This window comes from Sphingomonas kyeonggiensis (assembly GCF_030812785.1).
In the GTDB taxonomy this organism is placed as follows: Bacteria; Pseudomonadota; Alphaproteobacteria; order Sphingomonadales; family Sphingomonadaceae; genus Sphingomonas; species Sphingomonas kyeonggiensis_B.
Map to the genome: position 1 here is coordinate 1,837,169 of NZ_JAUSTJ010000001.1, position 24,421 is coordinate 1,861,589.

The following is a 24,421-nucleotide window of genomic DNA, read 5'->3' on the forward strand; positions in this document are numbered from 1 at the left end:
CCGCTGCAGTGCCATGGCTTGCCGAACCGTCGGCGAGGCAAGCCTTTCGGCGGTGGAAGAGCCGGACAGGTGGGACGCTCGACTGCCATTTCGTTGGCCGCAGGGTGAAATCGGAAAAACCCCTGCGTTCGTCATCCCTGTCGCGTCCGATTGACACGGCTCCCCAAGCTGCCCGGGCTGGCCCGGAGCCTCCGGTACATTTGTGCGGCACGTCCCTGCCGTCCGCATCTGGCCAGGGGCAGGGGAACGGCCCGACCTTTGTCGGAGCGCGCCTAGACCCGGGTACAGGTTCTGCAGAAGCCGTCGCTCCCTACTTCCGGATCAGTCAATTCTGGAGGAAAACCATGGCTTTGCTCAGCGGCAAGACGGCGATGATCACGGGCGGCACGAGCGGGATCGGCTTCGCCATCGCCCGATCCTTTGCGGCGGAAGGCGCGCAGGTGATCGTCACCGGCCGCCGGGCGGATGCCGCGGAGGAAGCGGTGCGGCGGATCGGCAATGGCGCGACCTCGGTGATCGGCGATGTCGGCGATCCCGAATTCCATGGCTGGGCGGCGGACGTTGTGAGCGAGCGCTTCGGCGGGCTCGACATCTATGTCGCCAATGCCGGGATCAACACGATTCGCCATTCGGCCGAAGTGCCGCAGGACGAATATGACGCGCAGTTCGCCACCAACACGCGCGGCGTGTTCGTCGGGGTGCAGAAGATGGCGCCGCTCCTTCGCGATCACGGCGCGATCGTGATCACCGGATCGCTCGCCAGCGAGAAGGTGCTCGACGGGCATGCGGTCTATGCCGGGTCGAAGGCGGCGATCAACGCCTTCGCGCGCAGCTGGGCGCTCGAGCTCAGGGAGCGCGGCATTCGCGTCAACGTCCTGAGCCCGGGCCCCACGGATACCGAGATACTCGGCAAGCTGGGCGTCTCGGCCGAGCAGCGTCCGGCCTTCGAGGCACAGATGGCTGCCGCGATCCCGCTCGGCCGGCTCGGCCGGCCCGAGGAGTTGGCGAGCGCGGCCCTGTTCCTCGCCTCGGACATGAGCAGCTTCGTGACCGGCGTGAATCTGCGCGTCGATGGCGGGATGGCGCTGCTCTAGAGCTCGATGATCCCGCGACGGGCGGCGACCGTCACCGCATGGGTGCGGTCGCTGACGTCGAGCTTGGCGAAGATATTCTTGAGGTGGGCCTTCACCGTCTCCTCGGAGAGGGCGAGGGCATGGGCGATCTCCTTGTTCGCCTTGCCTTCGGCGACCAGCCGCAGCACCGAGATCTCCCGCTCGCTGAGATTGTCGTCCGCTACGTGCAGCGCGATCTCTGCGGCGACCTCGCCGTGCACATGGCGCCGGCCGCGATGGACGTTGTGAATCGCATCGAGCATCTCGGTGCGCAGGCTGCTCTTGAGCAGATAGCCGGTCGCCCCGGCCTTGAGCGCGCGCACCGCCTGGACGTCGCCGGCATAGGTGGTGAGGACGAGGATGCGGGCGTCGGAGAATTCGGCGCGGATCGCGGTTATCGCATCGACGCCGTTCATAACCGGCATCTGCAGGTCCATCAGCGTCACGTCCGGGCGCAGCTCGCGAAAGCGCGCGACGGCCTCGGCTCCGTCGCGGGCCTCGCCGATCACGATCATGTCGGTACGATCCTCGAGGATCGCGGTGACGCCTTCGCGCAGCACTGGGTGATCGTCGACGATCAGGATCCGGATAGGCGAAGCACCCTTTTCAGGCGGCATGATCGTGGTTCCTGTTGCGGAAGAAGCGGGAGAAGAAGCGGCGGCGGCCCGGCGCGTGGTCGGCGAAGGCGAGGCGGGCGGGCAGGGTCATCGTCACCGCGCAGCCCATGCCGGGGCGGCTGTCGATCGAGAAGCTGCACCCGATCCGCTCCGCGCGCTCGCGCATGCCGATCAACCCGAAATGGCCGGGCTTGTGCCCTCGCGCGACGATCTCGGCGGGGATGCCGACACCATCGTCGCGGATCTCGACGCCCAGCTGGTGCCCCCCGAAGCGGATGACGATCTCGACCGCGCTGGCATTGGCGTGGCGATGGACGTTGAACAACGCTTCGTCGACGATCCGGCTGAGCTCGGCTGCGACCAGCGGATCGACCGGGCGCTGGCGGCCCTCCACCACGATACGCACACCGACCGCCGGATCGAAGCCCGCGGCAACCGCGCGCTCCTTGAGCAGCTCGGGCAAGTCGCCCTTGTCGTCGGTGCCGCGCAGGCCCTGCACCCGCTCGCGCCCATCGGCGATGATCTCGTCGGCACGGGCAAGCGCCGCCTCGAGCTGACCCCGGGCCGGCCCCTCCGGCGGCATCTTGTTGGCGACCGACTGGAAGCGGAGGACCAGGCCCTGGACGCTCTGGAGCAGCGTGTCGTGCAACTCGCGGGCGATCCGCTCGCGCTCGCCCATCCGTTCCTCGAGGCGGGCGCGGATACGGCCGGCGACCTGGGCCATGCGCAGCCGATAGGCAAGCCATAGCAGCGCCAGCACGATCGCGGCGCACAAGGCGAGGAACCATTTCGACTGCACGAAGGTCGGCGGGATGGTAAATTCCACCGTGGCCCCGGCCTCGTTCCACGCACCATTGTCGTTCGCGGCGATCAACTGGAAGCGATAGGTGCCGGGGGCGAGATTGGTGTAGAAAGCCTGGCGCCGCGTGCCAGGATCGACCCACTCGCTGTCCTGCCCTTCGATCCGGTAGCGGACCTGGGTGGCGTGCTGGTTGGAGAAGCTCAGCACCGCGAAATCGATCTGCACGTTCGAGCGGCCGGCGGGCAGGGTGACGCTCGTCGGATCGCGATAGACCTTGTCGGCGACCAGCGCGCCGATGGCGACCCGGGGCGGTGCCAAGCTGCGCTTCACATCCTTGGGATCGAGCCACAAGGTTCCGGTCTGCGTCGCGATCCAGAGACGCCCGTCACCGCCCTGCACGATCGCATTGCGGCTGTGGGAATGCGGCCGGCTGCGCAGGCCGTCGGCGGCGCCGAAAACCTGCATCGGCGGTGTCCAGTCATGCCGGGTGAAGGCACGGTCGAGATCGGTGGTGCGGATACGCAGGATGCCGCCGGGGCTCGCCAGCCAGGTTTCTCCCGAGGCGCTGCGGGCCATGCCGTTGACGCCGCCGAAAAGGGGCGCCTGGCGGGTGGAGATGGTCTGGAAGCGATTGTCGCGCAGTCGGGCTAGGCCAAATTCGCCGGCGACGAACAGCGCGCCGGGTTCCGGATGCAGGGCGATCTCGTCATTGCCATGGCTGCCGAAGGGGATCTGGAAGGACTGGCGGGTCAATCCGTCGAGCCGGCCCAGCACCCGGTCGCTCCAATGGACCAGGATTCGACCCTGTGCGTCCGCGGTCATCGAGCGCGGTGCGAAGGACTGGCCAGGCGGCAGCGTGACGCGCTGCCAGCGTCCGTCGTGCAGACGCGCCATGCCGCCCAGCCAGGCAGTCACCCAGAAATCCCCGCGCGCATCGAAGGCGCAGTCGTAAACGACATAGTTCAGCGGCACCCGCGGCCCGGCGCGAACCTTGCCGTCCTTCCAGATCATCACCGGCTTGCTGGGGGGCGGGCCGGGCCCCACGCTCTTGCTCATACCGATCCAGATCGCGTGGTCCGGCGCTTCGCACAGGGTGCGCGGCTCATTGTCCGGCGTGCGGAAGATCGGCTCCGGCCTGCCGCCGGGCCGCACGCGGTACACCGTCGCTGCCTGGCCGATATAGACGCTGCCGTCCGAGCCGCGCAGCAGCAGGTCGCCGAATGCAGCAGGCTGGGAGAGCTGAGGTTCGTAGCGCAGCGTCGCAGGCCAGAACCGGTCGAGGCCATTCTCGGTCCCCGCCCAGACATTGCCCTCCGCGTCCTGGAAGATCTGGGTAGCGGCATTGGACGAAAGGCCATCATGCGCGGTGAAGCGCTCGACCCGTGCCCGCGCCTCGGCCGGCGTGGCGGCGCCGCGCGGATCGGGACGGCGCACGCGCTGGAGCCCGCCATAATAGGTCGCGATCCACAGATTGCCCTCGCGGTCGAAACGCGGCCAGCCGCGGATCTCGGCGCTGTCTGTGGCGTAGGGGTATCGAAGTGCGGGCGGCTTTCCGCGGCCGCCCGGGCCGGTGAGCGGATAGCTGCCATGGCGGTCGCTGATCCAGACCCGCTCCTCAGGATCGAGCGAGAGCCTGCCAAGGGCACGGAAGTCCTTGCGCACCGACTCGAAGCGGCTGGCATTGGGGCCGAGCCGCATCACTTCGCCGGAAAAGGCGACCCATGCGGTGCCGTCCCGCGTCACCACCAGGCTGAAGGGGTTGTCGACCGGCGCGCCCAGTTCGCTGCCGAACGAGGCCCAGCGGCCGTTCCGGAAGCGCAGGAGCGGAAGCCCCATCCGTTCGGTCATCACCCAGATCGTGCCATCCGCCGCCTCCTGCATCGAGAGGACCCGATCGGGTGAGGGGGGCGCATCGAGGAAACGCAGCCGGCCTTCGCGATAGACGGCAAAGCGGCCGCTCCGCTCGAAATTGGTCCAGACCTCGCCATTGCGCCGGACGAGGATCGCCGAGGGCGGGCCATGGACCGCAAGGTCGACGCCGGTGCTCATCCGCTCGAAACGGATACCGTCGAAGCGGAACAGCCCGGCATTGGCCGCGATCCACAGATAGCCGCGCCGATCCTGCGCCAGGGCGACCACCGGGCGCGGCGCGTCGCTCTCCTCGCTCCAGCGCTGATGGGTATAATGGGCGATCAGACGCGGGGCATCGGCCGGCGCCGCGCCGACGGGCTGGAACAGCAGCGCCGCGACGAGGGTCGCCAGCACAGGTAGCCCCCTGATCAATTGCATCGCCGTTCCAGCAATCCCGCCGGGTCTCCGCCTGAGCCTGTTCGAAGCAACCCGCCCCTTCGCCGTCAGGTGGATGCGATGCTACCCCCGAATGGGGGAGCGGCATATCCCCGGACCGAAGGCTGGCCGGCCCCCATGGGGGAGCTATCGCCTGGCGGTGCCCAAATTGATTCTACGCTATCCGGATGGTCTGTTCGGCGTCGCGCTGCTGCTGCTGCGCCTGTCCTATGCAGCGATCGCCTATCCTTCGCTCGCGCTGCTCTGGCCGGCGCCGTCGAACGCGGTATCGATCGGGCTGGGGGCGAGCCTGCTCGGCCTGGCGCTGGTTCTGGGCTTCGGGGCGCGGGCGGCGGGCGCGCTGCTCGTCGTCGTGCTGGTGGTCGGCTTTGCCGGGACGCCGGGCCTGCTCGCCTGGTTCCTGCTCGCCTGTGCCGGGGGAGCCGCGGCGTTCGTGCTGCTCGGGCCGGGCGCCTTTTCGATCGACGCGCATCTCCATGGCCGGCGGGTGATCCGGCTCGAGCCGCGCTCCCCGGATCGGGTAGGTCCCGGCTAACCGGAACCGGGATGGCGCCCAGTCGCGCCCAGTGGAAGGATCACTCGTCTCCAGCCGACAAGCCAGGAGGTCCTGCGATGAACCAGATGACGCAAATGCCCCGGCCCGCCATACCGGCCCGCCCGCTGGTGCTGATCGTCGACGACGACGCCGCCGTGCGCACCGCGATCGAGGAGCTGATGCTCTCGGTGGGGATCGAGGCCGCCGGCTTCGCCTCATCGCGCGAGCTGCTCGAGGCCGATCTGCCCGAGCGGCCGGGATGCATGGTGCTCGACGTGCGCATGCCGGGATCGAGCGGGCTCGACCTGCAGCAATATCTGGCCAGCACCGGCAATGCCAAGCCGATCATCTTCCTCACCGGCCATGGCGACATCCCGATGTCGGTGCAGGCGATGAAGGCCGGCGCGGTCGATTTCCTGACCAAGCCGGCGCGCGACCAGTCGCTGCTCGACGCGGTGACCGCCGGGATCGAGCGCGACCTGGCCCAGCGCGCCGACGCCGAGCTGGCCAAGCGCCAGGCCGACCGCCACGCCACGCTCACCCCGCGCGAGCGCCAGGTGCTCCGCCAGGTCGCGCGAGGCAGGCTCAACAAGCAGATCGCCTATGATCTTGGGATCAGCGAAGTCACGGTGAAGCTCCACCGCAGCAGCGTGATGCGCAAGATGGAGGCGAGCACGGTCGGCGAGCTGATCCGTGCCTGGGACCTGCTGCCCGAACCCCTTCGGCAGGAGGAGACCTAGACCATGGTATGGTTACGGCTGCCTGGGCCTTGGGCGACAGTCGCGGACGGGCGCAGCTCGCGCCGGAAGGACGCGTCGCTTGTCCAGGCCAGTGGTGATCGCGATCGTGGATGACGACCTGGCCGTGCGCGAGGCGCTGTGCGAGCTCCTCGAGGTCGAGGGGATGGCGGCGCTCGGTTTCGAGCGGGCGGTCGCGTTCCTCGACCGCGCGGGCGAGTTCGACTGCGTGATCTCCGATGTCCGCATGCCGGGGATGGACGGGCTGGAGCTGCAGCGCCGGCTGCGCGCCTGCGGCTCGGCGATCCCGATGATCTTCGTAACCTCGCTGGCCGACGAGACGGCATGTGCCCGTGCGCTGCGGGACGGGGCGACCGCCTGGTTCGCCAAGCCCGTCGCGAATGTTGCGCTGCTCGGCGCGCTTCGCGTGGCGCTGGGCAGCACAGGCAGGGGCGCCTGAGATGGAGCCGCTGTCCCGGCAGGAAGAGGCGGCGGACGGCGCCGACCCCGAACTATCGTCGGCGCTGCTCCCGCGCATCGGCGATATCGCCCATGCCGGGATGGACGAGGAAACGAGCGCGTGGAGCGTGTTCGACATTTCCGGCGCGCGCGGGCTGATCGTCCGGATCGCCGCCGGTGAGGTGCCGGGCGACTGGAAGCGCGCGCTGCTCGATGCCGTGCGCGTGGTCGATGTCGACGACAATGCCCTGCGCGCGCTCGGCCCGATCGGCGGGCGCCGGCGGATGATCGGCGCGCCGGTCACCGCCTATTGGCCAGCCGAGAGCTGGCCGGCCCTGGCCGAGCTGATCCTCGCCGAGCTGGCCGACATTCCCGGCGCGGCGCGAACCCGCAAGATAATCTCGAGCGTGTTCAACGATGCGACGGTCAACATCTCGACCGATCCCGCCCATCCCGATCTCGTCTTCGTCTCGGTGGGCGGCGGCGTGACCGACAAGCGCTCGCTCTGGTCGCTGCGCGCGAGCGAGGAGCGCTACCGCACGCTGATCCATCATCTCCCCTGGGCCCTGGTGCTGGTCGACTCCACCGCGATGCTGCCGATCTTCGACGCGCTGCGCGCGGCGGGCGTGACCGATGTCGGCGCCTATCTCGATGCGAACCCCGACCTGCCGTTCGAATCGCGTGCGATCGTCCGGGTGACCGATGCGAACCGCAACGCGGTGGAGCTGTTCGGGGCGGGGAGCGCCGATCGGCTGGTCGGGCCGGTCGATTATCTGTTCGCAGCCTCGCCCGATACCGCCAAGCGGGTGATCACCGCGCATTTCGACGGGCGCCGCAACCTCACCGAGATCATGAAGCTGCGGACTTTCGACGGGCAGCTGCGCGACGTGCAGCTGTCGATCACCTATCCGACGCCGCCCGAGCGGCTAGACGTGACGCTGCTGATGTTCGAGGACGTCACCGAGCGGCTGCAGACCGAGGTGCAGCTGCGCCAGCTCCAGGAGGAATATGCCCGCGCGGCGCGGATCGCGACGCTGGGCGAGCTGGCCAGCTCGATCGCGCATGAAGTGAACCAGCCGCTCGCCGCGATCGCGATGAACGCGGAGACCAGCCTGCGCTGGCTGGCGCGCGACGAGCCGAACCTCGCCAAGGTCGAGCAGTTGACCAAACGGATCGCCGACAGCGCGCGCCATGCCAGCGAGATCGTCCAGCGCATCCGCGGCATGGCCGGGCGCCATGTGCCGAACCGCACCGCGCTCGACCTGAATCGGGTGGTCGAGGAGGCGCTGATGTTCGTCTGCCACGACATCGAGGCGCGCGGCATCCAGCTGGGCGTGAAGCTCGACATCGCCTTGCCGCGCGTGCTCGGCGACCGGGTCCAGCTCCAGCAGGTCGTGGTCAATCTGCTGGTCAACAGCCTGCAGGCAATGGCCGGGCGGCCGCAGTCGCAGATCGAGATCACCACCGGGCGGGATGGCTTCGGGGGCGTGCGCCTGTCGGTGCGCGACAATGGGCCGGGCATCGCCGCCGGGGATCTCCACCGGGTGTTCGAGGGCTTCTTCACCACCAAGCAGGACGGGATGGGGATTGGCCTGGCCGTCTGCCAGTCGATCCTCGCCGCGCATGGCGGGGGCATCTCGGCGGCGAACCAGGCACAGGGCGGTGCCCTGTTCCAGGTGACGCTGCCGCCGATTTCGGGCTGACGCCCGGCGGCGCTGGGGACACCGCCGGGCGTCTCCGCTTCAGCTGCGCAGGAAGGCGAGCAGATCGGCGTTGAACCGATCGGCATGCGTCGCGGTCAGGCCATGAGGGAGGCCCGGATAGAAGAGCGACTGTGCGCCCTGCACCAGCTTGGCGGATTTGTGGGCCGAGTCCGCGATCGGCACGATCTGGTCGTCCTCGCCGTGGACGATCAGCGTCGGCACGTCGAACTTCTTGAGGTCCTCGGTGAAGTCGGTCTCGCTGAATGCCTTGATGCACTCATAAGCGTTCTTCAGGCCGGCCTGCATGCTGATCAGCCAGAACTCGTCGAGCAGGCTCTGCGACACGTTCGCGTCCGGGCGATTGGCGCTGAAGAAGGGGATCGCGAAGTCCTTGTAGAATTGCGAGCGGTTCTTGAGGATGTCCCTGCGCAGCCCGTCGAACACGCTGAACGGCAGGCCATCGGGGTTGGCGGCGCTCTGTACCATCACCGGCGGCACCGCACCGAGCAGCACGGCCTTTTTCACGCGGCCCGTGCCGTGGCGGCCGATATAGCGCGCGACCTCGCCGCCGCCGGTCGAATGGCCGACCATGGTGATGTCCTGCAGGTCGAGCGCCGCGAACAGCTGCTCGAGATCATCGGCATAGGTATCCATCTCGTTGCCCGTGCCGGTCTGGGCCGACTTGCCATGGCCGCGGCGATCATGCGCGATGCAGCGATAGCCCTGCTCGGCGAGGAACTGCATCTGACCGCTCCACGCGTCCGAGCTGAGCGGCCAGCCATGCGAGAAGGTGACGACCGGGCCCTGGCCCCAGTCCTTGTAGTGCATCATGTGTCCGTCGCTGGTGGTGAACATCGGCATCGAGTGTCTCCCTGGATGCGCGCCGCACGACCCGCCACGGGCCGCCTCCCGGCGGAGAGGGGCTAGGGGAGGGCGTGCCTCCCGGTCGATCGCACCTCCGGGGGAGCCCGGTGGGGCAAGGGGAGGGGCAGGGCTCGCCCAAGGTCGGGCATTGCGATGCGCAGGTATCGGTTCCGCCGCGTGGCCCTGCGCCGAGGTGGCGGAACCTGCACCTTGGGAGAGGGGTGCCTGCCAAATAGCGAGGGTCGCGCATGCCTCTGCACGATGGAGGCGCGGGGGGCGATCGATGATCCTGCCCTCCAGTTCGAATGCGGAGACGGGACATGCGCATTACCGTGGTGGGAGGCACCGGCCTGGTCGGCACGCGGCTGGTCCGCCAGCTCGAGTCGGCGGACCACCAGGTGGCGGTCGCGGCACGGGCGACTGGCGTGGACATCGTCACCGGTACGGGGCTCGACCGGGCACTGGACGGTGCCGAGGCGGTCATCGACGTCTCCAGTCCCGGCTATGCCGACGCAGTGGAGATGCTGCGCTTCTTCGAGCAAGCCGGCGCCACGCTGCTCGCCGCCGAGCAGGCGGCGGGGATCGCGCACCACATCACCTTCTCCGCTATCGGTGCCGAGCGGATCGGAGACGGCTATTATCGCGCCAAACGCGCGCAGGAACGGCTGATCGCGGGATCGGGCATCCCCTTCACCATCGTCCGCTCGACGCCGCTGTTCGAATATATCCATGACGTGATCGACGCCGGGCGCAGCGAGGCGGAAGTTCGGGTGCCGCCGATCCGCGTCCAGCCGATCGCGACGGAGGACGCGGCGCGGGTGCTGATGCAGGTGGCGCTGCGCGCGCCGGTCAATGCGGTGCTCGAGGTCGCCGGGCCCAACAGCTACGCGCTGCCGGGCCTCGCCCAGCAGATGCTGACCGCAGGCGAGGATTTTCGCCCCGTGCTGACCGACGCCGATGCCCGCTTCTTCGGCGCGCGGCTGGGCGAAGAGAGGCTCGTCTCCGATGCTGCGGTGGGGCCGGGCGAGACGGGTCTCGAGACCTGGCTCCGCGGCGCGCTCGCGCCAGCCTGAACCCATCCATCGAAAGGACGCAACATGAAGATCGTGGTGATTGGCGGCACTGGCCTGATCGGGTCGAAGACCGTCGCCCTGCTGGCGAAGGAAGGGCACGAGGTGTTCGCCGCCGCACCCAACACCGGTGTCGACACGCTGACCGGCGAGGGGCTCGACCAGGCGCTGCACGGCGCCGACGTGGTGATCGACGTCTCCAACTCGCCGACGCTCGACGGCCCGGCGGCGCTCGACTTCTTCGAAAAGGCCGGGCGCAACATCGCCGCCGCCGAGAAGAAGGCGGGCGTGCGCCACCATATCGCGCTCTCGGTGGTCGGCACCGAGCGGCTCCAGGCCAGCGGCTATTTCCAGGCCAAGCTCGCCCAGGAAAAGGGCATCGCCGCATCGGGCATCCCGTTCACGCTGATCCACGCGACGCAGTTCTTCGAGTTCCTGCGCGGCATCGCCAATTCGGCGACCGAGGGCGACACGGTCCGCCTGTCGCCGGCGCGCTTCCAGCCGATGGCGGCGCAGGACGTCGCCGAGGCGGTCGCCCGTGCGGCGCTGTCCGAGCCGGTCAACGGCCTGATCGAAGTGGCCGGCCCGCAGGCCTGGCGCATCGACGAACTGGTCGCGCAGGTGCTGGCGTTCGACAAGGATCCGCGCCGCGTGGTCGCCGATCCGGCGGCGCCCTATTTCGGCGTCACCATAGACGACGCCTCGCTGATGCCGGGGCGGGACGCCCGGCTGGGTACTACCGGCTTCGACTGGTGGCTCGCCAATGTGCCCGCGCCGGTGGCGAAATGAGCGCGCGTGCACACCCCGCCCGCGATGACAGGCCGGTGCTTCGCCAGCTCTGCGTGTCGCTCGCGATGCTGCTCGGCGTCGGCGGGCTGCTCAACGGCATCTACATGCTGATCTCGCCGGTCGGCTGGTATTTCGCAGTGCCCGGCGTGACCACCACCGGCCCGTTCAACCAGCACTTCATCCGCGACATCGGAATCATCTTCCTGTTCATCGGCGCCGCCTTCCTGATCGGCACGGTGCGGCACCAGATGCGGGCGGTGCTGTGGGGCGGGGCGACGCTGTGGCTCGCCTGCCACGCGCTCTTCCATTTCTGGGAGGTCGCGGCCGGCATCTGCGGTCCCTCGGTGCTGCTGCGCGACTTCCCCGCCGTCACGCTCCCCGCGCTGATCGGCGCCGGGCTCACCCTCTTCGCGCTGCGCGACCCTTTGCCTGCGCGCCCCTGATCCATCCAAGCAAGGAGAACATCCATGACCCCGCGTATGAACATCTTCGAGGTCGCCGGCGAAGGCACCAAGGCGATGATCGGCGTCGAGACCGCGATCGCCAAGTCCGGCCTCGATTCCAGCCTGCTCCACCTGGTTAAGATCCGCGCCTCGCAGATCAACGGCTGCGCCTTCTGCATCGACATGCACGTGAAGGATGCAGTGAAGTCGGGCGAGAGCCACCAGCGCCTCCACCTGCTCGACGGCTGGCGCGATTCGCCGGCGTTTACCGATCGCGAGCGTGCCGCGCTCAACTGGACCGAGGCGCTCACCCGTATCGCCAAGACGCATGCGCCGGACGCCGACTACGCGATGCTCCAGGCCCAGTTCAACGAGACCGAGATCGCCTGGCTGACGCTGGCGATCGGCGCGATCAACCTGTGGAACCGCGTGCAGATCGGCCTTCGCGCGGTGCACCCGGTCGAGGTCCCGGCGGCCGCGGCGGCCTGACCGGTCGGGCCGCGGGGTGGCTCCCCCTCCGCACCCCGCGGCCCCCTCTCTGAAAAGGAGCTCGGTGATGGTTCCTCAGACCCCGGTCCTGCACGGACAGGAGATACTGCCGCCCTTGCGTCCGGCAGCGGGCGGCGAGGTCGCGCTCGCCGCGGCTGGCATGCTCCATGACCTGGGCAATCTGGTCCAGATCGCAACGTCCGCGCTCAATATCCTGGCGCGGACGCCGGACATGCCGGTGACCCATCGCGAGCCGCTCCTCCATCGCGCCCGCACCTCGCTCGATCATGCGGGTACGATCCTCCACCAGAACATGGCGCAGGCCAGCGCCCGGGCGATGGCGAACCTGCACTGCGATGTCGCGGAATGCCTTGCCGATATCGTCGCGCTGATCGCCGGCGGCGAGGATCGGCTGCTGCGTGTCGTCGTAATCGCCGAGCCCGGGCTGCCTGCCCTGGCATGTGATCCGATCGGGCTGCGCCGGGCGCTACTCAACCTGGTCCTCAACGCGCGCGACGCGATGAGCGGGCAGGGGACCGTGTGGATCGAGGCACGCGCATTTCCTTCGACGGTGACGCTAAGCGTCCGCGATCACGGTGCCGGCATGTCGCCCGCGACGCTCGCCCGCGTCTTCGATCCCTTCTTCACCACAAAGCGCGACGGGCTGGGCGGCATCGGCCTGCCGATGGTCGAGCGCTTCGCCCGAAGTGCCGGTGGCGGCGTCTCGATCGAGAGCGAAGCCGGCATCGGCACCCTCGTCACCCTGCATTTGCCCGCAGCTTTTCAGGAGTCCCGATCATGAAGCTCTATTATGCCCCCGGCGCCTGCAGCCTGTCCGGCCGGATCTCGCTGCACGAGGCCGGCCTCGCCGCCGAGTTCGAGCGGGTCGACATCAAGACCAAGACGACCGAGCACGGCTATGACTATACCGCGATCAACCCGCGCGGCTATGTGCCGCTGCTCGTCCTCGACGACGGCAATGCGGTGAGCGAGAACACCGCGATCCTCGAATTCATCGCCGGCATGGACGCCAGCCTGACCCCCGGCGGTCCGCTCGGCCGCACCCGGTTGATCGAAATGCTCTCCTGGCTGTCAACCGAGCTGCATGTCGCCTTCAAGCCCTTCTGGCATTCGGAGGAAGAGGCCGAGCGCGCGGCGGCCAGCGAGGCGGTGGCCAGGCGGCTGGCGCTGATCGAGGAGCATATCAACGAACTCTACCTGTTCGGTCCGCGCTTCACCGTCGCCGATGCCTATCTGTTCGTCATGCTGCGCTGGGCGCAGGCGTTCGGCGTGCCGATGTCCGCCGACATGCTCGGCTATTTCGAACGCGTCGCAGAGCGCCCGACGGTTCGCCAGGCGCTGATGGAGGAGGGGCTGTTCGTACCGCTCCCCTCGGTCGACACCTCTTCGATCGAGGCGCTGATATGAAGGTCGCGGTGATCGGCAGCCGCGGCCGGATCGGCGAGCGGCTGGTGCGCAACCTGCGCCAGGAGGATTTGCGCGTCGTCGAGGCCTCGCGCAGCACCGGCGTGGACAGCTTCACCGGTGCCGGGCTCGACGCCGCGCTGGACGGCGCCGAGGTGGTGATCGACGTCACCAACGTCTCGCCCGATGACGGCGATGCGGCGATGCGCTTCTTCGAGACATCGAGCCGCAACCTGCTCGATGCCGGGCGGCGCGCGGGCGTGCGGCACCATGTCGTGCTGTCGATCGTCGGCACCGACGGGCTGCTCGCCAGCGGTTATTTCCGCGGCAAGAAGCTGCAGGAGGAGATGGCCGCCGGATCGGGCATCCCGTTCACCATCCTGCGCTCCACCCAGTTCTTCGAGTTCATCAGCTCTGTGGTGCAGGCCGGGACCGAACGCGACATCCGGATCGCGCCGGCACTGGTCCAGCCGATCGCCGGCGAGGACCTGGCCGACATGCTGGCCGACGCGGTGTTCAGCGATCCGTTCAACGGCATGCTCGAGGTCGCCGGCCCCGAGCGGCTGCGGCTCGACGCTGTCGCCGTCGAGATCGCCACCGCGCAGGAGGATCCGCGTCGGATCGTCGCCGACGCCGCCGCGCCCTATTTCGGTGCCGAGCTCGGCGAGCATTCGCTGCTGCCGGGCGCCGAAGCGCGGATCGCCAGGCTCACCTTCGACGACTGGCTGCGCGACAGCCTCCAGCCCCACCGCATCTCCATTCCCAATTGAGGAGGATATCCATGCGTTTCTCGACACTTTTGCTGCCCGCCGCACTGCTCCTCTCCGGCGGCGCCCATGCCCAGACCAAACCCGAGAAGCCGGTGATCGTGCTGGTCCACGGTGCCTTTGCCGAAAGCGCCAGCTGGGAGCCGGTGATCACCCGGCTGGAGAAGGACGGCTATACCGTCATCGCCGCCGCCAACCCGCTGCGCAGCGTGGCGAGCGACGGGGCCGCGGTCTCGGCGGTGGTCAAGTCGATCAAGGGGCCCGTCGTATTGGTCGGCCACAGCTATGGCGGCCCGGTGATCACCGAGGCGGCGAACGGCAATCCGAACATCAGGGCGCTGGTCTATGTCGCGGGCTTCGCCCCGGAAACCGGGGAATCGAGCTTCTCGCTTTCGGGCAAGTTCCCGGGCAGCACGCTGGGTGAGGCGCTGACCGCGGTTCCGCTGCCGGATGGCGGGCAGGACCTCTATATCCAGCCGGCGAAGTTCCATGCCCAGTTCGCCGCGGACGTGCCCGCAGGCCAGGCTGCGGTGATGGCGGCCACCCAGCGACCGATCACGATGAAGGCGCTTCAGGAGCCCACGGGAGTCGCGGCCTGGAAGACGCTGCCGAACTACATGATCTATGGCACCGCCGACCGGAATATCCCCGCCGCGGTGATGAAGTTCATGGCCGAGCGGGCGCATTCCCGGAAGACGGTGGAGATTCCCGGCGGCTCGCATGCCCTGATGGTCTCGCACCCCGCGGAGGTCGCGGCGCTGATCGAGGATGCGGCAGCGGCGAAATAGCTGGTCGTCGGGCGCCGTTTCAGACGAACGGCGCCACCAGCACCATCAGCGCGGCGACCGGCACCACGGCGCGCGGCACCGCCGGGCGGTAGGTGAGGCCGAGCAGGAGGATCGCGCTGACCAGAGGAATCAGCCCGAACCACAGGACGAGTGCCTGGCCGCCATCGCGCGCGAAGGCCGCCAGGAGCGCGGAGAGCGCCACCAGCACCCAGCCATAGCGGGCCGGATGGCGGAGCGCCGAGAGCTTGGACTGCGCGCCGAGCAGGGGTGGGGCGTGGCGCGACATGCCGGCGGCAAGGGCGAACATGCCGAGATAGAGCAGGCCGGTGATGGCGAGGGTCATGTTGCGGCGTGTCTCTTGCGCTCGGGACGTTTCGCCGGACCGCGCAGCTGCTTCCGGACGAGCAGCGCCAGGCTGGCGGCGGTGGCGAGCAGCACCGCCGACATCATGCTCGGTGGCAGGCCGATGAGTGCCGAGACCGCGCAGGCGAGGGCGGTGGCGCCGGTGAGGAGGGGCCAGGACCAGCGGGGCTTGAGTGCGATGCCGATCGCCAGTGCGGCGGCGGCGGTCCACAATGCGATCGATACCTCGAGCTCGGCGCGGCCATTCAGGCCGAGGGGGAGCAGGCGGTTGGCGAGCAGATAGGCGGCGCAACCAAGGGGGACTCCTCCCAGAAAGCCGGCATTGAGGCGTTCCAGGATACGGTTTCCGAGCGAGAGCGGCGCGCGTTCGCGGCGTTTCACGATCCAGAGGACCATTCCCGTCGCAATTGCGAGCGTCAGCATCACGCCGCCGAGGAAATAGAGCCAGCGCGTCGCGAGCGGAGCGAAGCGGGCCATGTGGAGGCCGTAGACGATATTGTAGGTCTGGATCGCCCCGCGCGTCTCGCGCCAGGTGCCGAGCGGCTTGCCGGTGACGCCGTCGAAGCTGATCTGGGACGGGTTGAAGCCGATCTGGTCGGCATCCGAGCGATAGACGGTGACCAGCGCGGCCTTGTCGCCGGGGTTGAGGACATAGACCCGGCCGATCGTGCCGCCCAGCTGCCGCTGCGCCTCGCGCAGCATCGGCGCGACCGGGGCGAGCGCCGCCTTCTCGCCGGTCGGCGCGCGCTGGGTGAAACCGGGGGTGAAGTCCTGATAGAATTTCGCCAGATCGCTGCCGTAGAGCGCGGTGATCCCCCAGGGCATCGACAGCGAGGCAAGCGTGACCAGCCCGGTGAAGGTGATCATCAGGTGGAAGGGCGTGGCGAGCACGCCCAGCGCATTGTGCCCGTCGAGCCAGGAGCGCTGGCCCTTGGCGGGGCGGAAGGTGAAATAGTCCTTGAAGATGCGGCGGTGCGCGATGATCCCGGTGATCAGCGCGACCAGCATGAACATCGCCGCGAGCGAGGCGAGCAGCCGGCCCCAGGGATAGGGCAGCTCGAGCTCGAAATGCAGCCGGTAGAAGAACTCGCCGCCCAGCGTCTCGCGCGGGGCCGCCGCACCGCTCACCGGATCGAGCGCGCGGTAGAGGAAGGCGCCGTCGCTGTCGTACGCGGCCTCGACCGTGTTGCTCCGGTCGTTCGGTGCGGTGAGGTACCAGCCGGTCGAGCCCTTGCTGTTCTTCGCCAGCCAGTCGGTCGCCGCCTGCACCGCATCGGCCGGATCGGCGGTGGCGACGGTCTCCGGGCGCATCCATTGGCCGATCTCGGGCTTGAACACGCTGAGTGTGCCGGCGAGGCACATGACGAACAGCACCCAGCCGAGCAGCAGACCGACCCAGCCATGGAGCCAGGCCATGACCTGGCGGACGCCTTCGCGGACCGCGGCGCTCATGCCGGCGCCCCCACGGCCCAGGCGATCGCGGCGAAGAGCGCGCCGAACGCGACCACGCCGCCCCAGGCGCGCCACGGGCCGCGGGCGAGGAACGCCCAGATCGTCACCGCCGGGCCGACCAGGAAGGCGAGCAGGGTCGCCGGCACGACCGCCTGCGCCCGGTCCATCGGCAATATCCGGGCGAGCGCCATGGCGAACAGTCCGGCGACCGCATAGGCGCCGATCGTTCCCGCCACCACGCGCGCCGCGACATTGGCGCGATAGCGCCAGCCGGCTCGTTGTTGTGCTGCCCCCGCCACCTGGAAACCGTAGATCAGTAGGCGAAGCGAAGCGAGACGGTCGCGCTGCGGGGCGCGGCGTAGAAGGCCTGGCCCCACATCAGGCTGCCGAGATATTTCTCGTCGCCGACATTGCGGACATTGACCGCGGCGGTGAGCCGGTCGACCAGCCTGATGCTCGCCATCAGATCGACCACCGCATAGCTGGGCTGGCGCAGGATCACGTCGCCGGTGACCAGGCCGGCGCTCTGCACGCCGCTATCGGCATAGGTGATCGCGTTCTGCCAGCGCAGCTGCGCGCCGAGCTTGAGGTCGTTGAGCCGCGGCACGGCATAGGTGGTGGCGAACTTGAGCGTCCGGTTGGGCAGCCAGGTGCGGGTGCGGTTGCCGGCATCGTCCTCGATCTTCATGCCGGTATAGCCGCCGCTGATCGACCAGTTGTCGGTCACCTTGCCCGAAAGCTCGACTTCGAAGCCCCTGGAGGTGGTGTCGACGCCCAGATAGCAGCTGTCGCCCAGCTTGCCGCCGGTCGGGCAGGGGCCGGCCGGATCGCCGAAATCGCCGGCATAGGCGGCGAGCCCCTTCTGCCTGGCGCGGAACAGGGTGGCGGTGGCGTAGAGCCGGCCGCCGAACCATTCGCTCTTGATGCCGCCTTCCAGGCTGCTGCCCTTGGCTGGCGCGAGCTTGGCGCCATCGACGCCGAGCTCGACCTGCGGATTGAAGATGTCGGTATAGCTCGCATAGAGCGTGACGTTCTTCGTCACGTCGAACAGCAGGCCGGCATAGGGGCTGACGGCGCTGTCCTTGCGCGCCTGGTCGGTGCCGTAGGAGGTGCCGTTGGACCGGATCCACATCGCGCTGGCGCCGACCACGGCCTTGAGCCGGTCGGTGAAGTTGAGGTGCGCGGCGCCGTATGCGCGGGTCAGCTTGTCGGTATACTTCGCCGCGAGATATTCGCCCGGATAGGTCGGCTCGGCGACCTGGGTGCTGCCCCAGTCCTGCCATTTCGGATAGACGATCGTATCGAGCGAGAAATTCTCCCATTCGCGCCCGTCCGAGCGGCCGGTGGAAACGCCGAAGGCGAGGCTGTGCTCGCGGCCGAACAGGGTGACCGGACCCGAGGCGTAGAAATCGCCGAGATACTGGTCGTAGACCGAGGGATAGATGCCCGACATGCCTTCGACGCCGAGGCCGGTCGTCTTGTCGGGGTAGTTATAGGCGTAGAGGAGCTTCGCATTCTCTTCGAAGCGCTTGTAGGTGAATACCCCCTTGGCCTGCCAGCCGCCGCCGAACTCGTAGTTCAGCTCGGCGAAGACGCTCTGGTCCTTGACGTCCCAATAGGTCCAGTCGGCCGAGGTGGAGGCCGAGACCGGATAGGGGACGCGCGTGCCGTCGGTATAGGTGAGCGGCAGCGCCCCCCACAGCACGCCATCGGCGTTGTTCTCCTGGCGGGTATAGCCGGCAGTGACCGTCAGCCCCTGTGCCGGCTTCCAGGCGATAATCGCGCCGTACACGTTCCGGTTGACGTGGTTGTAGTCGAGATAGGAATCGCGCTGGTCGTGCGCATAGACGAAGCGCGCGGCGAGCGTGTCGCTCACCGGCACGTTGACGTCCGCCTCGCCGCGCCACTGGTTCCACGAGCCGCCCTGGGCGGCGACGCTGGCGTGGAGTGCGTCGAAGGACGGGCGCTTGCGGACATAGTTGATCGTCGCCGACGGATTGCCGATGCCGGTCATGATCGCATTGGCGCCGCGCACCGCCTCGACCCGGTCGAACAGCGCGGTGTCGAGATCGCCGAACTGGATGCCCCAGAACAGCGGCATGCCGATGCCGTCGACCTGGAAGTTCGACACGTCGAAGCCGCGCGAGTTGAAATAGGTGCGGTCGGTCTCGACCCGCTCGACATTGATGCCGGGCAGCTGGGCGATCAGGTCGTTGACGTTGGTCAGCGCGAAATCGTCGATCCGGGTGCGATCGAAGATGGTGATCGACTGCGGGGTTTCCTTCGGCGTCAGCGCCAGGCCGGTGGCCGACGGCGTCTTCTCGTTCGCCAGGCCGGTGACGACGATCTCGTCGCGGCTCTTGTCCTGATCCTCGTCTCCCTCCGGTCCGGCAGCCCAGGCGGTCATGGGCAGGAGCATGGCGCTGGCAAGCAGCGCGCTGCGGAGGAAGGTCTGCATCCCGGATACCCTTTGAAACGATTGGTCCGGGGGCTGGTAGGGAAGGGTATATTGCGAGTCAATCTCATTAGCGAAAGCGGTGCGCGAACCCTGCCCGCCGCGTAAAAAGAAGGGAGCGGTTTGGCCGCTCCCCGCATCAGGTGATGATGGTGTCGATTGGATCGAGGTGTCAGGCGGGCTTGGCACCCGCGGTGCCGCACTTCACGAACTTGCCCTTGGCGTCCTTGCAGCGAGTCGCCTTGGCAGGGGCGGCGGGCTTGGTCGCGCATTTCACGAACTTGCCATGCGCGTCGCGACACGGCGCGGCGGCGATCGAAGGCGAGGCTGCGGCGAGCATCGCGAGCGAGGCGCCGGCGACTATCAACTTCCTGAGCATGGGCATCTTCTCCGTTGTGGAGCCTGGAAATTGCGCCCCGCCGGATGGCCCGCAGGTCTCCGCAGGATGAACTTTCCGCAATATTCGGTGCCTGGATGCTCGTTGCTCGATTCTATTATTTCGGCGCACGGGGAAAACATCCTGGCGCAGGGGCAATTGCACAGTGAGTGAGTGGGAATAAGCTGGCGACTCGTTGAGCGTGCTTTCCCCAGCTTGAGGGAGTTAAGCGAATGCCCGAAAATGGCCTCTTCGATACGTCGCTTCCGACCCTGACGATCTATGACCGTGCCGATCGTCCATCCCGCAATCTGCTAGCCCATGCCGGGCAGATCATCGAGCTTGGCGCCGGTGGCGGCGGGCGCAATCTCTGGGCCGCGCGGCTCGACGAGGCGGTGCGCCTGACCGAGCGCCCGGTGATCCTGGTCGCGCACGGCATCGGCTGCTTCGCCGTGACCTGGTGGGCGCGGCTCTCGCCGGCCTCCTATGTCGAGAAGGTGGCGGGGGCGGTGTTCGTCCGGCCGCTGGGATCGGTGGTCGGCGCTTCGCCCGAGCAGCTGTTCGCCGGGCCGCGGCTGCGCATCGCCTTCCCCTCGATCCTGGCCGACACCGGGGCGGATGCCGCGGCGCTGGCGCGGGACTGGGGCAGCCGCTTCCTCGATTCCTCGCCGCTGCGATCGATCGGCGAGCTGCTCGCCTCGCTGCGCGGCGATGCGGACGGGCAGCCGGAGACCGAACGCAGCCTGCTCAGCCTGGCGCGCTGAGACACAAACGACTGGATTTCTGCAGAGGTGCAGGCTAGGGGCCAATGCGCTGCCCCTGGGCGGCACCTCGCTATTTGGGGAGTAGCCAGCCGCGCACCTGCGCGGGCTCCCGCGTCAACATACTTGGCCGAGAGGCCATGGCGCGGGAGGGACGGGATCACCGTTCGGGCGAGACCAATGGCGTCGCATCTCCGTCCTTGCCGGGCGGGGAGGTGCGATGTCGTTGGATTTCGCCTCCGTCCGGCCCGGAGTTCCTCTTGCTCGAAGCCCTGTTCAGCTCGACCGCGCTCGTCGCGCTCGCCGAGATCGGCGACAAGACCCAGCTGCTCGCCATCCTGCTCGCCACCCGCTTCAGGAAGCCGGTGCCGATCGTGCTCGGCATCCTGGTCGCGACGCTGGCCAATCATTTCCTCGCCGCGCTGGTCGGCTCCTCGGCTGCCGAGCTGCTCTCGGGCGCCTGGTTCCGCTATCTGATCGCGGCGTCGTTCATCGCAATGGGACTGTGGACGCTGATCCCGGACAAGATCGACGATCTAGAAGACAAGCCGGCGCGCTTCGGCGCCTTCCTGACCACGGCGATCGCCTTCTTCCTGGTCGAGATGGGCGACAAGACCCAGCTCGCCACCGTCGCGCTGGGCGCGAAGTTCCACAATGTCTGGGCGGTCACGGCAGGCACCACGATCGGCATGATGCTCGCCAATGTGCCCGCGGTGTTCCTGGGCAATGCGCTGCTGCAGCGCGTCCCGCTCAAGCTGGTGCACGGCATTGCCGCGGCGCTGTTCCTGGCCGCGGGCGCCTGGATGCTCGTCGAGACGGCGGGCTGGCTCTAGATCTCGCCCATCTCGGCGGTGAAGGTGACGCGCAGCGCCTCGGAGAGGCTGCGCGCGCCGAGCTTCTGCATCAGGTTGGCGCGGTGCACCTCGACCGTGCGCGGCGAGATGCCGAGATCATAGGCGATGGTCTTGTTGGGGAAGCCGGCCGCCAGCCCGTCCAGCACTTCGCGCTCACGCATCGACAGGCTGGCGAGCTGGGTGCGCGCGGCGTCGGTGCGCGAGGCGCTGCTTCCCTCACAGGCGCGGCCGAAGGCAGTCTCGATCGCGCAGAGCAGCTGCTCGGCCTCGAACGGCTTTTCGAGGAAGTCGACTGCGCCGTTGCGCATCGCCTTCACTGCGATGGTGACGTCGCCATGCCCGGTCAGCACGATCACCGGCATGGTGACGCCGCGCGCGGCGAGCTGCTGCTGCACCTGCAGCCCGTCCATCTCGGGCATGCGGATGTCGAGCAGGATGCAGCCCTGCTCGGCGCTGCGCAGATCGCGCAGGAACGCGGCACCCGACGGCCAGGTGCGCACGGCATAGCCGGTGGTCTGCAGCATGAACCCGATCGAGTTCCGGACGCTTTCCTCGTCATCGATGATGTGCACCAGACGCCGGTCGTTCATTCAGACTGCTCCGTTTCCATGCGTGCGAGAGTGAAATGGAATGCCGTGCCGCCCTCGGGCCGCGCCTCGCTCCAGATCTTTCCGCCATTGGCCTCGACGATCGTCCGGCAGATGGAGAGGCCCAGTCCCATCCCGCCATGCTTGCTGCTGTTGAAGGCGCGGAAGAGATTCTCCGCGATTTCGGGTTCGATCCCGGGTCCCGTATCCGCCACGGTGACGCGGACATAGCCGCCGGGTTCCGGCTGGCTCGAAACGGTGAGGCGGCGGATCTCCGATTCCCCCATGGCGTCCACCGCGTTGCGCATCAGGTTGATCAGCACCTGCTGCGTCTGGATCTTGTCGACCAGCACCTCGGCGCTCGCCCGGTCGATGACGAAGCGGGTCTCGATCCCGCGCTCGCGCGCGCCGATCAGCGCCAGCTGCGACGCTTCCTCGACCAGCGCCTCGAGATCCTCGACGCTCTTCTCGCTATCGCCGCGCGCGACGAATTCGCGCAGCCGGCGGACGATGCCGCCGGCGCGCATCGCCTCGGCGGTCGCTTCGTCGAGCGCATGCTGGATGATCGGCAGGTTGGAGCGTTCGGCGACGCGCATCAGGTTGCCGGCGCCGCGGACATAATTGACCACCGCGGTGATCGGCTGGTTGAGCTCGTGCGCCAGGGTCGACGCCATGGTGCCCATCGCGCTGAGGCGCGCGGCATGGACCAGGTCGCCGCGAAGCTGCTCGATCCGCGCTTCGGCCTTCTGCTTCTCGGTCAGGTCGCGGATGAAGCCGGTGAACACGCGGACGCCATCGGTGACCGCCTCGCCGACCGAGAGCTCCATCGGGAAGGTCGAGCCGTCGCGGCGCTGGGCGATGACCACGGTGCGGCCGCGCCCGATCACCCGGCGCTCGCCGGTGGTGAGATAGCGGGCGACATAATCGTCGTGCCGGCCGCTGTCCTGGCGGGGCATCAGCCGGTTGATGTTGCTGCCGACCATCTCGGCCTCGGTGAAGCCGAACAGCCGCTCGGCCGCGGCGCTGAACGAGAGGATCCGGGCGTGCTCGTCGATCACGATCATCGCGTCGGGCACGGTGGCGAGGATCGAGCGGAACTGGTTCAGGCTCGCCCTGAGCTGCCGTTCGGCCTGTTGGTGCGCGCCGCTGGCGAGGATGGTCTGGCCGGCATGCGCCCTGGTGGCGAGCAGGAGGACCAGCCCGGCGCTGGCGAGGAAGAGCAGGAGATCGACGATGCTTTCCGGCGTGCCGTGCGGCGTCGCCAGGTTTTCCATGGCGATCGACAGGATCGTCGCGACCAGGCCCGGGAGCAGCCCGGCCAGCAAGGCCGCGACCAGCACGGCCAGGAGAAAGATCAGATATTGCGGCCGGTCGCCAAGCCAGGGATCGAGCAAGGCGCGCAGCGCGCCGGCGGCGGTTGCCGCAAGCAAGGCGAGGCCTATTCCTCCCCACCGCTTCTGGAACGCCCCGACGATCATCTCAGACGGCAGTATCTCCCGACCTGCCGGAATGGCGGCCGCATGCATTGGAAACTTGAATCACAAGCGCCGAATGGACACGCCAACTGGTGAGTCGGAGAGAGTTGATCATTGCGACCGGGTAATCCGGCTGGCCGACAAGTTCACACCCGTGAAAATACAGTGGTTAATGTGCTGGTGTGCGAAAGCCGGGCAAGGCATTGGACTTTCAGGCCCATCTACATTATGTACCGGTCATTATGGAAATCACTGCCTGCCATGCCGCCAAGGGGCGCCCCCGTGAATTCGACACCGACTCGGCGTTGACCGCGGCGCTGCGCGTCTTCTGGACCAAGGGTTATGAAGGCGCCTCGCTAAGCGATCTGACCGAGGCGATGGGTATCACCCGGCCGAGCCTTTATGCCGCTTTCGGCAACAAGGAAGCGCTCTTCAGGAAGACGCTCGACCTCTATCAGCGCGAGAAGCTCGACTATATGGGCAAGGCGCTCGATGCGCCGACCGCGCGGGGCGTGGCCGAGCGGCTGCTGACGGGCGCGCTCGAGATGCAGATGAGCTCGTGCGACCCCAAGGGCTGCATGGGCGTGATCAACTCGGTCGCCTGCGGCACCGAGGCCGAGTCGATCCGGGCCGAAGTGCTCAAGCGCGGCGCGACCGTGAAGCAGGGCCTGATCGACCGGTTCGAGCGCGCGAAGACCGAGGGCGACCTGCCCGCCGACACCGATGTGATCGGGCTAACCGCCTATCTGACCGCGCTGCTCCAGGGCATCGCGCTGCAGGCCGGTGGCGGCACCTCCTGCGCCGACCTCAAGGCGCTGATCGACACCAGCCTTTCCTGCTGGCCGAGCAAGTGATGTGGACGTCATCCCGGCGAAAGCCGGGATCTCGTGCCGCTGACAGTCCGCTTGCCGCCTGAGATCCCGGCTTTCGCCGGGATGACAGGCGACCCGTCAAACTTTTTTCTCACCCGTCTCGACAAAAAATACCGAGCGGTATAAAAAGTCCCTTGACGCAACGCAGCACGATTTCTATACCAGTCAGTATAGAAATGAGGGAAGTTGCCGAAGCGAGGGAATGGGACTGGGGTCCTAGCCCGAAACTCCAGCAGCGCTGAATTTGGACAGGACCGGGACGGTGCGCCGCAGACACATGCGTCTGCGCGAAGGCCTCGTCTCGTGCCGGTTGAGGATG

26 protein-coding genes and 1 riboswitch are annotated in these 24,421 nt (G+C 68.0%); of the genes, 16 read left to right on the top strand and 10 right to left on the bottom strand.

Features of this window, described 5'->3' with window-relative positions:
* The first annotated feature begins 344 nt into the window (after positions 1-344).
* Entirely contained in the window at positions 345-1,094 is a 750-nt protein-coding gene (locus tag J2W22_RS08995) for an SDR family NAD(P)-dependent oxidoreductase (protein WP_307117878.1), read from the top strand.
* Here J2W22_RS08995 and J2W22_RS09000 read toward each other — a convergent pair.
* Positions 1,091-1,729, bottom strand: a complete 639-nt coding sequence (locus J2W22_RS09000) for a response regulator (protein WP_307117879.1) — start codon at positions 1,727-1,729, stop codon at positions 1,091-1,093. The genes J2W22_RS08995 and J2W22_RS09000 overlap by 4 nt on opposite strands.
* Positions 1,719-4,796 (bottom strand): sensor histidine kinase, encoded by a 3,078-nt coding sequence (locus J2W22_RS09005; protein WP_307117880.1) that lies wholly within the window; start codon positions 4,794-4,796, stop codon positions 1,719-1,721. The genes J2W22_RS09000 and J2W22_RS09005 overlap by 11 nt, the downstream gene beginning before the upstream one ends.
* A 181-nt stretch (positions 4,797-4,977) precedes the next feature.
* Between J2W22_RS09005 and J2W22_RS09010 the strand changes: the two genes are divergently transcribed.
* From J2W22_RS09010 to J2W22_RS09025, 4 genes are all read left to right on the top strand, one after another.
* Entirely contained in the window at positions 4,978-5,373 is a 396-nt protein-coding gene (locus J2W22_RS09010) for a hypothetical protein (protein WP_307117881.1), read from the top strand.
* A gap of 77 nt (positions 5,374-5,450) precedes the next feature.
* Positions 5,451-6,113 (top strand): response regulator transcription factor, encoded by a 663-nt coding sequence (locus tag J2W22_RS09015; RefSeq protein ID WP_307117882.1) that lies wholly within the window; start codon positions 5,451-5,453, stop codon positions 6,111-6,113.
* A 79-nt stretch (positions 6,114-6,192) separates the two neighbouring features.
* Positions 6,193-6,570: a response regulator transcription factor gene (locus J2W22_RS09020; protein ID WP_307117883.1), complete on the top strand. Its 378-nt coding sequence runs from the start codon at positions 6,193-6,195 to the stop codon at positions 6,568-6,570.
* A gap of 1 nt (position 6,571) precedes the next feature.
* Positions 6,572-8,272, top strand: coding sequence for a sensor histidine kinase (locus J2W22_RS09025; RefSeq protein ID WP_307117884.1), 1,701 nt, complete (start codon positions 6,572-6,574; stop codon positions 8,270-8,272).
* A gap of 39 nt (positions 8,273-8,311) precedes the next feature.
* On the opposite strand, the gene J2W22_RS09030 is transcribed toward J2W22_RS09025, so the two are convergent.
* Positions 8,312-9,133, bottom strand: a complete 822-nt coding sequence (locus tag J2W22_RS09030; protein ID WP_307117885.1) for an alpha/beta fold hydrolase — start codon at positions 9,131-9,133, stop codon at positions 8,312-8,314.
* 323 nt (positions 9,134-9,456) lie between these two features.
* On the opposite strand from J2W22_RS09030, the gene J2W22_RS09035 reads away from it, so the two are divergent.
* The 8 genes from J2W22_RS09035 to J2W22_RS09070 all read left to right on the top strand — a co-directional run bounded on the left by J2W22_RS09035 (position 9,457) and on the right by J2W22_RS09070 (position 14,907).
* Positions 9,457-10,209: an SDR family oxidoreductase gene (locus tag J2W22_RS09035; RefSeq protein ID WP_307117886.1), complete on the top strand. Its 753-nt coding sequence runs from the start codon at positions 9,457-9,459 to the stop codon at positions 10,207-10,209.
* A 24-nt stretch (positions 10,210-10,233) separates the two neighbouring features.
* Entirely contained in the window at positions 10,234-10,995 is a 762-nt protein-coding gene (locus tag J2W22_RS09040; protein WP_307117887.1) for an SDR family oxidoreductase, read from the top strand.
* The gene (locus tag J2W22_RS09045; RefSeq protein ID WP_307117888.1) at positions 10,992-11,438 is read left to right on the top strand and encodes a hypothetical protein; all 447 of its coding nucleotides are present in this window, start codon (positions 10,992-10,994) and stop codon (positions 11,436-11,438) included. The genes J2W22_RS09040 and J2W22_RS09045 overlap by 4 nt, the downstream gene beginning before the upstream one ends.
* Positions 11,439-11,462: 24 nt before the next feature.
* Positions 11,463-11,927, top strand: a complete 465-nt coding sequence (locus J2W22_RS09050; RefSeq protein WP_307117889.1) for a carboxymuconolactone decarboxylase family protein — start codon at positions 11,463-11,465, stop codon at positions 11,925-11,927.
* A 67-nt stretch (positions 11,928-11,994) separates the two neighbouring features.
* Positions 11,995-12,729 carry a sensor histidine kinase gene (locus J2W22_RS09055; RefSeq protein WP_307117890.1) on the top strand — a complete coding sequence of 245 codons (735 nt, stop codon included), beginning with the start codon at positions 11,995-11,997 and terminating at the stop codon, positions 12,727-12,729.
* Positions 12,726-13,355: a glutathione binding-like protein gene (locus J2W22_RS09060; protein WP_307117891.1), complete on the top strand. Its 630-nt coding sequence runs from the start codon at positions 12,726-12,728 to the stop codon at positions 13,353-13,355. Before J2W22_RS09055 ends, J2W22_RS09060 begins: the two co-directional genes overlap by 4 nt.
* On the top strand, positions 13,352-14,122 hold the full coding sequence (locus J2W22_RS09065) for an SDR family oxidoreductase (RefSeq protein WP_307117892.1): 771 nt from the start codon (positions 13,352-13,354) through the stop codon (positions 14,120-14,122). The genes J2W22_RS09060 and J2W22_RS09065 overlap by 4 nt, the downstream gene beginning before the upstream one ends.
* 11 nt (positions 14,123-14,133) lie before the next feature.
* Entirely contained in the window at positions 14,134-14,907 is a 774-nt protein-coding gene (locus tag J2W22_RS09070) for an alpha/beta fold hydrolase (RefSeq protein ID WP_307117893.1), read from the top strand.
* A gap of 19 nt (positions 14,908-14,926) precedes the next feature.
* Here J2W22_RS09070 and J2W22_RS09075 read toward each other — a convergent pair whose 3' ends face one another.
* From J2W22_RS09075 to J2W22_RS09095, 5 genes are all read right to left on the bottom strand, one after another.
* Entirely contained in the window at positions 14,927-15,250 is a 324-nt protein-coding gene (locus J2W22_RS09075; RefSeq protein ID WP_307117894.1) for a DUF3325 family protein, read from the bottom strand.
* A complete protein-coding gene (locus J2W22_RS09080) occupies positions 15,247-16,722 on the bottom strand; it encodes a PepSY-associated TM helix domain-containing protein (RefSeq protein WP_307117895.1) in 1,476 nt (491 codons plus the stop codon). The genes J2W22_RS09075 and J2W22_RS09080 overlap by 4 nt, the downstream gene beginning before the upstream one ends.
* Positions 16,719-17,021 carry a ketohydroxyglutarate aldolase gene (locus J2W22_RS09085; protein ID WP_307117896.1) on the bottom strand — a complete coding sequence of 101 codons (303 nt, stop codon included), beginning with the start codon at positions 17,019-17,021 and terminating at the stop codon, positions 16,719-16,721. The genes J2W22_RS09080 and J2W22_RS09085 overlap by 4 nt, the downstream gene beginning before the upstream one ends.
* Before the next feature lie 14 nt (positions 17,022-17,035).
* On the bottom strand, positions 17,036-19,180 hold the full coding sequence (locus J2W22_RS09090; protein WP_307117897.1) for a TonB-dependent siderophore receptor: 2,145 nt from the start codon (positions 19,178-19,180) through the stop codon (positions 17,036-17,038).
* A 169-nt stretch (positions 19,181-19,349) separates the two neighbouring features.
* Entirely contained in the window at positions 19,350-19,556 is a 207-nt protein-coding gene (locus J2W22_RS09095; RefSeq protein WP_307117898.1) for a hypothetical protein, read from the bottom strand.
* Positions 19,557-19,786: 230 nt separating this feature from the next.
* Here J2W22_RS09095 and J2W22_RS09100 point away from each other — a divergent pair, with 230 nt between their 5' ends.
* Both J2W22_RS09100 and J2W22_RS09105 read left to right on the top strand, forming a co-directional pair.
* Positions 19,787-20,317 carry an alpha/beta hydrolase gene (locus J2W22_RS09100; protein WP_307117899.1) on the top strand — a complete coding sequence of 177 codons (531 nt, stop codon included), beginning with the start codon at positions 19,787-19,789 and terminating at the stop codon, positions 20,315-20,317.
* 64 nt (positions 20,318-20,381) lie between these two features.
* A riboswitch (yybP-ykoY riboswitch) is annotated at positions 20,382-20,564 on the top strand.
* Between the two features lie 10 nt (positions 20,565-20,574).
* Positions 20,575-21,147 (top strand): TMEM165/GDT1 family protein, encoded by a 573-nt coding sequence (locus J2W22_RS09105; RefSeq protein ID WP_307117900.1) that lies wholly within the window; start codon positions 20,575-20,577, stop codon positions 21,145-21,147.
* On the opposite strand, the gene J2W22_RS09110 is transcribed toward J2W22_RS09105, so the two are convergent.
* A complete protein-coding gene (locus J2W22_RS09110) occupies positions 21,144-21,758 on the bottom strand; it encodes a response regulator transcription factor (RefSeq protein WP_307117901.1) in 615 nt (204 codons plus the stop codon). The genes J2W22_RS09105 and J2W22_RS09110 overlap by 4 nt on opposite strands.
* On the bottom strand, positions 21,755-23,185 hold the full coding sequence (locus J2W22_RS09115) for a sensor histidine kinase (RefSeq protein ID WP_307117902.1): 1,431 nt from the start codon (positions 23,183-23,185) through the stop codon (positions 21,755-21,757). Before J2W22_RS09115 ends, J2W22_RS09110 begins: the two co-directional genes overlap by 4 nt.
* 287 nt (positions 23,186-23,472) lie before the next feature.
* On the opposite strand from J2W22_RS09115, the gene J2W22_RS09120 reads away from it, so the two are divergent.
* On the top strand, positions 23,473-24,084 hold the full coding sequence (locus tag J2W22_RS09120) for a TetR/AcrR family transcriptional regulator (RefSeq protein WP_307117903.1): 612 nt from the start codon (positions 23,473-23,475) through the stop codon (positions 24,082-24,084).
* Positions 24,085-24,421: the final 337 nt, after the last annotated feature.

Bases quoted from the DNA above. Each gene is read 5' to 3' on its own strand.
- J2W22_RS08995 (WP_307117878.1), top strand. From the start codon at position 345: ATGGCTTTGCTCAGCGGCAAGACGGCGATGATCACGGGCGGCACGAGC.
- J2W22_RS09070 (WP_307117893.1), top strand. From the start codon at position 14,134: ATGCGTTTCTCGACACTTTTGCTGCCCGCCGCACTGCTCCTCTCCGGC.
- J2W22_RS09045 (WP_307117888.1), top strand. From the start codon at position 10,992: ATGAGCGCGCGTGCACACCCCGCCCGCGATGACAGGCCGGTGCTTCGC.
- J2W22_RS09000 (WP_307117879.1), bottom strand. From the start codon at position 1,729: ATGCCGCCTGAAAAGGGTGCTTCGCCTATCCGGATCCTGATCGTCGAC.
- J2W22_RS09030 (WP_307117885.1), bottom strand. From the start codon at position 9,133: ATGCCGATGTTCACCACCAGCGACGGACACATGATGCACTACAAGGAC.
- J2W22_RS09080 (WP_307117895.1), bottom strand. From the start codon at position 16,722: ATGAGCGCCGCGGTCCGCGAAGGCGTCCGCCAGGTCATGGCCTGGCTC.
- J2W22_RS09110 (WP_307117901.1), bottom strand. From the start codon at position 21,758: ATGAACGACCGGCGTCTGGTGCACATCATCGATGACGAGGAAAGCGTC.
- J2W22_RS09090 (WP_307117897.1), bottom strand. From the start codon at position 19,180: ATGCAGACCTTCCTCCGCAGCGCGCTGCTTGCCAGCGCCATGCTCCTG.
- J2W22_RS09035 (WP_307117886.1), top strand. From the start codon at position 9,457: ATGCGCATTACCGTGGTGGGAGGCACCGGCCTGGTCGGCACGCGGCTG.
- J2W22_RS09025 (WP_307117884.1), top strand. From the start codon at position 6,572: ATGGAGCCGCTGTCCCGGCAGGAAGAGGCGGCGGACGGCGCCGACCCC.
- J2W22_RS09015 (WP_307117882.1), top strand. From the start codon at position 5,451: ATGAACCAGATGACGCAAATGCCCCGGCCCGCCATACCGGCCCGCCCG.
- J2W22_RS09040 (WP_307117887.1), top strand. From the start codon at position 10,234: ATGAAGATCGTGGTGATTGGCGGCACTGGCCTGATCGGGTCGAAGACC.
- J2W22_RS09100 (WP_307117899.1), top strand. From the start codon at position 19,787: ATGCCCGAAAATGGCCTCTTCGATACGTCGCTTCCGACCCTGACGATC.
- J2W22_RS09050 (WP_307117889.1), top strand. From the start codon at position 11,463: ATGACCCCGCGTATGAACATCTTCGAGGTCGCCGGCGAAGGCACCAAG.
- J2W22_RS09065 (WP_307117892.1), top strand. From the start codon at position 13,352: ATGAAGGTCGCGGTGATCGGCAGCCGCGGCCGGATCGGCGAGCGGCTG.
- J2W22_RS09120 (WP_307117903.1), top strand. From the start codon at position 23,473: ATGGAAATCACTGCCTGCCATGCCGCCAAGGGGCGCCCCCGTGAATTC.
- J2W22_RS09060 (WP_307117891.1), top strand. From the start codon at position 12,726: ATGAAGCTCTATTATGCCCCCGGCGCCTGCAGCCTGTCCGGCCGGATC.
- J2W22_RS09055 (WP_307117890.1), top strand. From the start codon at position 11,995: ATGGTTCCTCAGACCCCGGTCCTGCACGGACAGGAGATACTGCCGCCC.
- J2W22_RS09075 (WP_307117894.1), bottom strand. From the start codon at position 15,250: ATGACCCTCGCCATCACCGGCCTGCTCTATCTCGGCATGTTCGCCCTT.
- J2W22_RS09095 (WP_307117898.1), bottom strand. From the start codon at position 19,556: ATGCTCAGGAAGTTGATAGTCGCCGGCGCCTCGCTCGCGATGCTCGCC.